Source organism: Arsukibacterium sp. (assembly GCF_041616895.1).
Classification (GTDB): Bacteria; Pseudomonadota; Gammaproteobacteria; order Enterobacterales; family Alteromonadaceae; genus Alishewanella.
The window spans coordinates 1-9,853 of record NZ_JBFJPY010000113.1 but is presented as its reverse complement, the minus strand read 5'-3'; the positions used below and the strand labels follow the sequence as shown (position 1 = coordinate 9,853).

Genomic DNA, 9,853 nt, shown 5'->3' with positions numbered 1-9,853 from the left:
TGTGGCAGCGCTCTACCGAAGACCGCTATGCCGATCCGGGCCGGCCATTAATGACCACCGCTGACAATGGTCAGCGTATGCTACGGTTAGAAAATGGCCATATTTACCTGACCGCGGTTGGCGCATCAGAGCAGGGCAACCGGCCATTTATCGATAAATATGAGCTGACAAGCGGCAACACCGAGCGGCTATGGCGCTCAGAAGCGCCGTATTATGAATACCCAATCACCCTGCTGCCGGGCGACAAATTACTCACTCAGCGTGAAGCCCCTACCGAGCCTGCTGATTTTTACCTGCGCGATTTACAAAGTGGCAAGCTAACGGCGTTAACCGATACACCGCACCCGATGCCGCATACGCTGGGTATTAGCCGCGAGCTTATTAACTATCAGCGGGCGGATGGTGTACCCATGTCCGCTAACCTGATTTTACCTGCAGGTTATGAGCCCAAGCGCGATGGACCGCTACCGACGGTTATCTGGGCGTACCCGCGCGAGTTTCGAAATGCCGCCGCTGCGGGCCAGGTGTCAGACTCGCCGTATCGCTTTAACCGCATAAGCTACTGGACGCCGCAATTTCTGGCTACGCAGGGTTATGCCGTGCTGGACAATGCCACTATGCCAATTGTCGGTGAAGGTGAAACCGAGCCCAACGATAACTTTATTGCCCAGCTGGTATTAAATGCCGAAGCGGCAATTGGCGCCGGGGTAAGCCGCGGGGTAACCGACCCACAGCGGGTAGCCATTGGCGGCCATTCCTATGGTGCCTTTATGACGGCAAATTTACTGGCCCATACCAACTTATTTAAAGCCGGTATTGCCAGAAGCGGTGCCTACAACCGCAGCTTAACGCCTTTTGGTTTTCAGCGTGAGCAGCGCACCTTATGGGACGACCCTGACTTGTATCTGGCAATGTCACCGTTTTTCCATGCAGATAAACTGAAAACCCCGCTGCTGATGATCCACGGTACCGACGACAACAACTCAGGCACCTTCCCGATGCAAAGCGAGCGTTTGTATCAGGCTATTAAAGGCCATGGCGGTACGACCCGCCTGGTCATGCTGCCGCTGGAATCGCATGGCTATCGTGCCCGCGAGTCCGTGCTGCATATGCTGTGGGAAACCCAGCAGTGGCTGGATGAGTTTGTTAAAAACGCCGAGCCAGCCAAGGCACCATAACGCGGGTAATAACTCATTATTACCATTAAGAGGGCTGCGAGGGCAGTCCTCTTTCATTAACTTAAAGTCTACTACTCCCGACGTTTTAGCATCTACTTTCGCTCCTGGAATAAACTGTTGATTTAATGGTGCTTACTGGCTACTGTTCACTATTTAAAAATAAAATGTAGTTTACATTATGTTAAATGTCGGATCGGGCTTTCAATTAAACTGTTAGCTAATCAAAATCAACCTTAATCTTACTGTCAACAAATGTAATTCAGCATCAATATATGGAAATTGAAATGAAAAAAATATGGTTTATTGTAATTACCTGCATGTTTATTACCTCGTGTGTAAATACTACCGTTATTAAAGAAATATCGGTTGAAGACGCGAAACAAGCTAGCCCTATTAATGGGGTTACCGCGGGTTGCTCTGGCATGGGGCTAACTCGAGACTGTAGTAGCATGAATGGTGCTACCAGAGTGGTTGTTGTGAAGGGTAAAAATATCCGGGTCTCAGCAAACGATGCTGGAACAACAATTCTTCTAATGCATGACACAAATGAATGTGGCTTAACTGAAGTAAAATGCCAAACAGATGTCAATAATAGAAATTATCAGTTATTAAAAACGTATTACCTCACAAAAAATGTCTCCATTAATAAAGTCGAAACAGTTGCGGCTGGAAAGTCTGTTGCGGGTTACTTATTACAGCTTAATTCAGATGGTTACTCTATTTTGTAAGGTGAATAGAAAGTGTTCGTTAATGAGGCAAGGTCAACAATTGGAGGCGTGCAGCGTGGAATCGATAAAAACGGAAGAAACAATAGCGAGTTCGGCTAAATGTGCTGTGACAGAGCAAAATAAATCTAAGAATGAAGCCCTTGCTACGGAGCTAAATTTTGAATTGTTAAAGCAGTATGCATGGCTTTCTTCAGCCGTCTGCGGTGGTTTAATACTGTTAATTCAGATGGAAGTTATCGAATCTGGCAAAGATGTCTATATTTCATTGATGTTTTTTGGGCTTTCGATTCTATGCGCCATTTTTGGCCAGGATTATATTGTTGACTCGCTGCTCAAAGACAAAAGAATTTACGACATATCCACGATCTTAAGTCGTATCCGATTTGTTGCAATGATGTCTATCGGCATCGGCGCTGGTTACTTAAATGCCAGTTTGTTTTTATTTAACTAGTTATCAATAACTGTACTAACTAAAAGCAGGTTGAACGTGTAATTTCAAAAAGTAATCATAGTTAGCCAACGCCAGTCACGCAGCTGCTTTGGCATGATACCGCCATATAAAAGGACATATAATGGACTTTACAGAATCACAAAATGACATGAATTCAGCATTCACAGGTGGCGCAACGGGGGTTTTTGCGTCAGGTTTAGTGTGGCTTATCGCGGGTGTAGTGGGCGTCACCATGTCTAACGTTGCTGCCATGTATGCACTGTTCATTGGTGGTATGTTTATCGTTCCTCTATCTATTTTTTTCTCAAAGCTGTTATCGGCAACTGGCAAGCTATCTTCGAAAAATGTATTAAGGCACCTTGCTTTAGAGACGCTTCCGGTGCTTTTTGGCGGGTTGCTAATCGCTTTTTACGTCGCTCAAATTAAAATAGAATTATTTTTTCCAATTATGCTACTGGCTATTGGTGCTCGTTATTTTGCGTTTCATACTTTATATGCGATTAAAGAATACTGGTTACTTGGCGCATTATTGATGGTCGCAGGCGTAGCATGTCCGGTACTAGGCTTACCGTTTATTGCCGGGGCTTTTGCTGGGGCAGTTTTAGAAATCGTCTTTGCGTTAATACTATTTAGAAAAAGTAAGATGGTATTATCAGCAGCCAGGCAGCAACGTGCGTAATCCTTTTTTCGACAAATTTCACCCGAGGTTGTCAATTTCGCATTTCTGCTGGCACGATTGATTGCGGTGTTGCACTACAATTAAAAGATTCGTTAACAAAGAGAAACCAATATGATTAAGCCAGAATTACCAGAAAATGAAGCAGAAAGACTGCATGCCTTAAGAACGCTGGAAATTCTTGATACGACTCATGAAGAACGATTTGATCGCGTTACCCGCATGGCAAAGCGGATGTTTGGCGTGGAAATTTCTCTGGTTAGCTTGGTTGATCAAAACAGGCAGTGGTTTAAATCCAAGCAAGGTTTGGAGGCGTCTGAGACGCCACGCGAGATATCATTTTGTGGTCATGCTATAAATCAGGACGGTTTGTTCATTATCCCGAATGCAACGGAGGATGACAGATTTTCTGATAACCCACTGGTCACTGACGCGCCAAATATCCGTTTTTATGCCGGTTATCCGTTAAAACTGCGGCAAGGGATAAACATAGGAACATTGTGTTTAATTGACTCGAAACCTAAGCATCTTAATGAAGACGATAAGCAGCTTTTAAACGACCTGGGCGCCATGATTGAGCAGGAGATAAGGTCAATTCAATTGGCAACGCTGGACGAATTAACATTAATATCAAACCGCAGGGGATTTCTGACACTGGCAGAGCATAGTCAAAAGGTTTGCCAGCGAAAGAAAATTCCGATGTCAGTGCTTTTATTTGATTTAAATAAATTCAAACCGATCAATGACAATTTTGGTCATCATGAGGGCGATTTTGCATTAAAGCAGTTTGCAGAAGTGATGCGCAGCGTGTTTCGTGCAAGCGATGTGATTGGCCGATTGGGTGGGGATGAGTTTGTTGCGATGTTAACCGATGCCACTGAAGCGCACATTGCAGAGATTTTAACGCGGTTTGAAACAGAAATGGAGGCAATGAACAAGGCCATTAAAAAACCTTACTCGATAACGTACAGTGCCGGAGTGGCAAGCTTCGCACATGATACAGCGTTATCGCTGGAGGAAATGGTTGCGAAAGCAGATGCCGAAATGTATGAAAAAAAGAAAAACAGGGCACGTTAATGTTTGAGGATATTGTTCTCTTGGCTGAACTTGTTGCAAGCATTGATGGAGCATAGCTGAATTTTGTTATGATTTTGCTCTGAACCGTTGAACCGTCAAACAAAGGAAAAGTAATGACAACGAAATTGAATGGCACATTTCAGATTACCGGATGGGATGAATCACCTTATTTAGAAGATGATGATGGCACTAAACAGAGCCATGCCAAAATCACTCAAACCTATAGTGGTGAGATAGAGGGTTCAAGTCAGCTGCAATATCTTATGTCTTATCAAATAGGTGGCTCTGCCTTATTTGTTGGCTTTGAAACGGTATCAGCTTCAGTTAACGGTAAATCGGGTAGTTTTGTTGTTCAACATACCGGAAAGTTTGAAGCCGGAGTTGCGACCAGTAACTTTGAAATCGTACCAAATTCTGGGAAAAGCGGCTTATCAGGTATATCTGGGAAAGGCTTTTTTAAGTCTGGTGAAAATGGCCAGGCAAACTACGAATTTACTATTAATGATTAACAATCGTCAGCGAAAAGCGCTGATTGCAACGTTAAACCACTGCCCCGCGGTATATCGCGCTGGCAGTATACGTTTACTGGCTAACCCGCAATAACCTGCAAACAAAAGCCTGACTGTTGGCCAGCGCGGGTTACGTTAAAAAGAAAACAACAAAATAAAACAGGAATAGATCTATTATGGAAAATCAACAGCTTAACCGGCCCTGGGGCGTCGATTTAAAAGCCTATTGTTTGCTAATGCACTTAGCGCAATTTGCCGGAATTATTATTCCCGGTGCCGGTATTATTTTGCCCATTGTGATGTGGGTAACCAATAAAGAACAGTTTGCCGAGGTAGATGCGCATGGCAAAAATATCGTTAACTGGATCCTGAGCCTGTTGATTTATCTGGTTGTCAGTATTTTTCTGATGTTTGTCATTATTGGCTTTTTCCTGCTGTTTGCGCTGATTATTGTTAACATCATTTTCATCATTATTGGTGCAGTTAAAGCAAACCAGAACGAGGTATGGGAATACCCGCTTAGTATCAAGTTCTTTAAATAGTGCCGGATAAGCGTGAAGCAGCAGCCAATATAAAACAGCCAAGCCCTTGCTGGTTGGCTGCTGTGAAGCCAAGTAGCCTACCTACTAATAATTTAGAAGTGGTAACGTGCACCGACGCTGAACTGGGTGGTGCTTTCATCCAGTAATTTGCCAAAACTTAAATCGGTTGCCAGGGCAAACCTGGGGGTGAAATTATACTGCGCGCCAACACCTAAGCCATACTGAGATTTATTGTCCAGGTCGGCATTCAGATATTCATAATAGGCGCTGCCCGACAGTTCCAGCGATGTAGTAATATTCGAGCGCAACTTAACTTCGGCTTTTAACGAGTTTTCGGTGCTGCTTTCAGAATAACGTTCACTTTCAGAAAGTTGGTTATCTACAAAAACCCTGAAAGTGCTTTTTGCGCCCAATCGGTAGCCACCAAAATAACCCGCAATGCTAAGATTGGTTTGGTCATTGATTGGCATAATGTAACCGCCGCCGACGTAATAGCGATCGAAGCTCAGACTTTCTGTCACCTCTAGCCGTGCATTATTATAAACTTCAGCATAAGACTCGCTGTCGGTGAAGCGCTGCCATTCTGTGGCAATAAACCAGTTGTTATTAAACTGCCAGGCAGCTTTTGCACCAAAGCCAGTATCTGAGAAGCTCTCGTCTCCCGATTGAGAAATATGCTCTACCGAGCCCTGGACATACCGGTAACTTGGTGCGGTGTCAGCCTGTACTGCGGCACAACCCAATAACGCCAACGCAAGCACACTTTTTTTAAACAGCATAAAACATCCTATTTTATTAAATTAATTGTAACTATTAAAATGCGGCTGTATTTATATATGAAACAAATGAGAGGGTAAATGACTTTTTTTAAAAAATATGTAACAAGAAGTGCGGGGCTGACCGGGATAGTGATTTAAGACCAGCAGCCGCTAAGCTGCTGGTCTTATTCAGGTAACTCTGGTGATAAATTAATGCTTGGATTGACGCTGTTCTGCCATCGCTGTGATCAGCTGGCGTACGTCGCTTTGCTGCAGTGCCTGCTCGAAATCAAGTGGCAGTTTACGCCGCCAATTCGGGTATTCCGTGCTGGTGCCCGGTATGTTAACCGGGGTGGCTACCAGCATCAGGTCTTCCAGCTGATACGCCATTAAGCGGGCAGGCGTGGCAGCCAGGTAGAGGTGGCTGTTGGTCACTAACTGCCGCACATTACCGTGCTCCAACTGCAGCTGCTGACAGAGCAATTGCTTTTCATCTTTGCGCAATTGCTCCAGATTGGCAGCGATCTCTGCACTGGGGAATAAATCTAACTTATGCCGCAGCGCCAAATCGTGTTCATGCCAGTAGCCGACCAGGGTTGGCATATCGTGGGTGGTGACCGTTGCCAGAGACAATGCCGGATAGGTTTGGTCGCGGTGCTGATAACTGCCGGCTTTTTGCTCCAGCATAAATACCCGGTAAGACATCACCTGATAAGTTGCCATTAACGCACTGATTTCAGCTGGCACTGTGCCTAAGTCTTCGCCAATAACCACACAATGGTTACGCTGACTTTCCAGCGCCATAATGGCAAACAGTTCATTGGCCGGCATGCTGATATAGCCGCCGGCCGTGGCGTCAGCACCAGGCGGGCAACACCACAGCCGCAGCAGCGCCATAACATGGTCCAGGCGCAATGCTCCGGCGTAGCGCATATTGGCACGGATCAGTTGAATAAAGGGCTGGTAGGCTTTTTGGCGTAAGGTGTCCGGGTTGTACGCCAGCAAGCCCCAGTTCTGGCCTTTGGGTGCCATAATATCGGGTGGTGCGCCTACGCTCAGCTGCATCAGAAAGTCTTCCGGTGCCCCCCAGCTTTCTGCACTGTTGCTATTAGCGCCTACGGCCACGTCACAGTACAGGCCAATGGCCATACCTTGCTGCTGACATTGCTTTTTTACGTCAGCCAATTGTTGCTGCGCCAGCCATTGTAAATACAGTTGCTGGTCAATGGCATCGCGGTGCTCTTCGGCAAATTGCTTTACGGCATCGCTATGCGGCTGCTGATATTCTGGCGGGAAGTTTTGCCAGCAGGCCATCTGCATATCGCGTTTAAACAGCACCGTTTGTAGCACCTGGTAACGTGCCAGATCCAGCAGACTGCTATCGCTTTGTGCAATAAACTGCTGAAATTGCCGGGCCCGCTCGCTGTCGCTGCTCAGATGATGTTGTTTAAAATGCTGGTAAAGCAAACCGGCTATTTCTGCCTTTAAAGTGCTTACCGCATGGTAGTCAACGTCTGCTGCTGCCCTACACCGCTGTAATCGGGATTGAAAAGGCTGGCTGGCATAAAGCTGCTTAGCTGCCTGGCATTCTGCAAATTCCGGACTGTGTTCCAGCGCCACATACAGGGTATTTAACCAGAGCCGGCTGTTGGGGCTATAGGGGCTGCAGTCCTGAGGCAGACCAGGATACAAGGCATGCAACGGGTTTAAGCCAATAAAGTCATTACCCAGTTCCGCTAAGGGCGCCACCAGGTTTTTTAAATCAACAAAATCACCAATACCCCAGTTGCGGCTGGAGCGCAGGGCATACAGCTGAATGGCCGGGCCCTTGGTGTTGTGCAGTACTGCCTGGTCCTGTAGCTGAAAACAGCGACTGGGGCTGACAATAAGTTGTTGCTGATACTGTTGTTCAGGAGCGGAAGCGGTGGCCTCTGCCGTTAGCGTTAATTGATGATAACCTGGTGGCAGCTCGACGTTTATTAGCAGATTAAACGCCAGATACTCTTTATCGTTCAGTTGCTTACGCTCAATAATATCGCTGGTGGCAACCTGCAACTGGCCTGAATACTCCTGTTGCTGCTCGGTTACTAACCGCCATTGCCAGCCACTGCAGGCGCTGGCTACCGGCTGTTGCACCCGCACGGTAAGGGGGGGCTGTGCTGTGATCACCTGAACCGGGGCGACCACTTCAGCCCACGGCTTATGTTGTAACTCGCGAATGTGACCGGCTATCGCCTCGGCGCTTGTTAAGTCGTAGCCCATTGCCGTCAGAATGGCGTGTTGATCCGCCAGAGCAATATGCTCAGTATGGCCCTGAGCATGAATATAACGGTCTTGCAGGCCCGCTAACGCCGCGAGTTGCTTAATTGGTTCCATACATCACCTGTCGGCTGGCCAGGGTATTCCCCGGATAAGAACGGCTTATTGTGGTGTTACTACGCTGGCGATAAACACCGGGCGAGCAACCTTGCCAGCTTTTAAATGCTTTTTGAAAACTACTTTGTTCTTCAAAACCGAGCTGGGTTGCAATTTGTTGAATATTAAGTATATTTTCCTGCAGATACTGCTGCGCTAACTGGTGGCGGCATTCGCTAACCAGCTGCCGAAAGCAGGTATTGTTACTCTGCAAAAAACGCTGCAATGACCGGCTACTGATATTCAGTGCCCCGGCAGCGTCATTTAACCTGGGAACCTGCGGCAATTGCCGGCAAATCTGCTGTTTTAACAGCGATAACTGACAATGGCGCTGGCCACTGTTAGGCTCATGTCGCAGGCGGTACCGTATCAAACCATGATGTATGATCGTCATTTTGCAATGCTCCAAGTTGGCAGCAAAGCAAAATCCCCGGCTTTGCTCGTAGCTGCCATTAATTGGTGCAAGCATAAATCAACGTTGGACCATAGTTAAACATGCTGCATACGTATGCAGCGAAAATAGCCAGAAATGCAAGGCAGTGAAAGCGTGTCTGAAGGGCTGTTTTCTAACCTGGCCGACAACAAAGTGCAGCAGTCACCATCGAGCTGATGGCTTTATGTACAAGGCTTGCACTGTATTTGTGCGCTCGTTAACCACTTTGCTCCGCCGTTGTGCAATAAGCGGCTTATGAATACGTATTCATGTTGAGCTTAGGCCCGAATAAGTTTAATAAATGACCATAGTAAAAGTTGGTTAGTAAGTTTTCACCGCTTGCGATAAGTCGGGAAGAGTTTGCTGCTAAACAATAACAACCTCACCGGGGATAAGGGTAATGAAAAATTTTAAACTAAATATGCTGACTGTCGCGCTGATTGCCGCAGGCGCCAGCTCTGCGGCAGTAGCGCAACAAACGTCTGACGCCAGCGAGCAGGCAAAAGAAGATGGAATAGAAGTGATTGCGGTAACGGGTTATCGCGGTAGTCTGCAAAAAGCACAAGCCATTAAAATGAGTGAAAGCTCGGTGGTCGAAGTGTTGTCAGCAGAAGACATTGGTAAGCTGCCCGATACCAGTATTGCTGAGTCGCTGGCCCGCTTACCTGGCCTGGCTGGTGAACGTCGTAATGGCCGTACCAGCGGTTTATCGGTGCGGGGCTTTAACGAAAACTACGTGGGTACCTCGTTAAACGGCCGTGAACTTTTAGGTATGGGCGATAACCGTGGCGTAGAGTACGACTTATACCCATCGGAAATTGTTTCTACCGCAGTGGTATATAAAACGCCGGATGCTACAGTTTTGGCCCAGGGCATCGGTGGCACCATCGATCTGCAAACAGTGCGGCCATTAACTGCCGAGTCTACCCTGACCTTTAATGCCAACTTTGAACAAAATGACTACTCAGCGGGTAACCCGGATTTCGACAATAGTGGTCATCGTTTCTCAGTAAACTTTGTTGACAAGTTTTTAGACGATACCGTTGGTGTAGCGCTGGTTGTATCATCAATGGAAACGCCACGCCA

11 protein-coding genes are annotated in these 9,853 nt (G+C 46.7%); 8 read left to right on the top strand and 3 right to left on the bottom strand.

The genetic code is table 11. The features are described 5' to 3' along the window. From ABY802_RS14660 to ABY802_RS14630, 7 genes are all read left to right on the top strand, one after another. The coding region (locus tag ABY802_RS14660) for an alpha/beta hydrolase family protein (RefSeq protein ID WP_372627874.1) at positions 1-1,178 on the top strand (1,178 nt) is incomplete at its 5' end. Between the two features lie 272 nt (positions 1,179-1,450). Further along, a complete protein-coding gene (locus ABY802_RS14655) occupies positions 1,451-1,906 on the top strand; it encodes a hypothetical protein (RefSeq protein ID WP_372627873.1) in 456 nt (151 codons plus the stop codon). Positions 1,907-1,961: 55 nt separating this feature from the next. Beyond that, positions 1,962-2,357 (top strand): hypothetical protein, encoded by a 396-nt coding sequence (locus ABY802_RS14650; RefSeq protein WP_372627872.1) that lies wholly within the window; start codon positions 1,962-1,964, stop codon positions 2,355-2,357. Positions 2,358-2,478: 121 nt separating this feature from the next. After that, a complete protein-coding gene (locus ABY802_RS14645) occupies positions 2,479-3,036 on the top strand; it encodes a hypothetical protein (RefSeq protein ID WP_372627871.1) in 558 nt (185 codons plus the stop codon). Positions 3,037-3,147: 111 nt separating this feature from the next. Continuing rightward, the gene (locus tag ABY802_RS14640; protein WP_372627870.1) at positions 3,148-4,110 is read left to right on the top strand and encodes a sensor domain-containing diguanylate cyclase; all 963 of its coding nucleotides are present in this window, start codon (positions 3,148-3,150) and stop codon (positions 4,108-4,110) included. Positions 4,111-4,223: 113 nt separating this feature from the next. Next, entirely contained in the window at positions 4,224-4,619 is a 396-nt protein-coding gene (locus tag ABY802_RS14635; RefSeq protein ID WP_372627869.1) for a DUF3224 domain-containing protein, read from the top strand. Positions 4,620-4,795: 176 nt separating this feature from the next. Continuing rightward, positions 4,796-5,161 carry a DUF4870 domain-containing protein gene (locus ABY802_RS14630; protein ID WP_372627868.1) on the top strand — a complete coding sequence of 122 codons (366 nt, stop codon included), beginning with the start codon at positions 4,796-4,798 and terminating at the stop codon, positions 5,159-5,161. Between the two features lie 92 nt (positions 5,162-5,253). Here ABY802_RS14630 and ABY802_RS14625 read toward each other — a convergent pair whose 3' ends face one another. The 3 genes from ABY802_RS14625 to ABY802_RS14615 form a co-directional block, all read right to left on the bottom strand. Beyond that, positions 5,254-5,940 (bottom strand): outer membrane beta-barrel protein, encoded by a 687-nt coding sequence (locus ABY802_RS14625; protein ID WP_372627867.1) that lies wholly within the window; start codon positions 5,938-5,940, stop codon positions 5,254-5,256. A 189-nt stretch (positions 5,941-6,129) separates the two neighbouring features. After that, positions 6,130-8,295, bottom strand: coding sequence for a 4-alpha-glucanotransferase (gene malQ / locus ABY802_RS14620; protein ID WP_372627866.1), 2,166 nt, complete (start codon positions 8,293-8,295; stop codon positions 6,130-6,132). Next, complete coding sequence (locus ABY802_RS14615) at positions 8,282-8,728, bottom strand: helix-turn-helix transcriptional regulator (protein ID WP_372627865.1); 447 nt, start codon at positions 8,726-8,728, stop codon at positions 8,282-8,284. Before ABY802_RS14615 ends, malQ begins: the two co-directional genes overlap by 14 nt. Positions 8,729-9,167: 439 nt before the next feature. Between ABY802_RS14615 and ABY802_RS14610 the strand changes: the two genes are divergently transcribed. Next, the coding region (locus ABY802_RS14610; protein WP_372627864.1) for a TonB-dependent receptor plug domain-containing protein at positions 9,168-9,853 on the top strand (686 nt) is incomplete at its 3' end.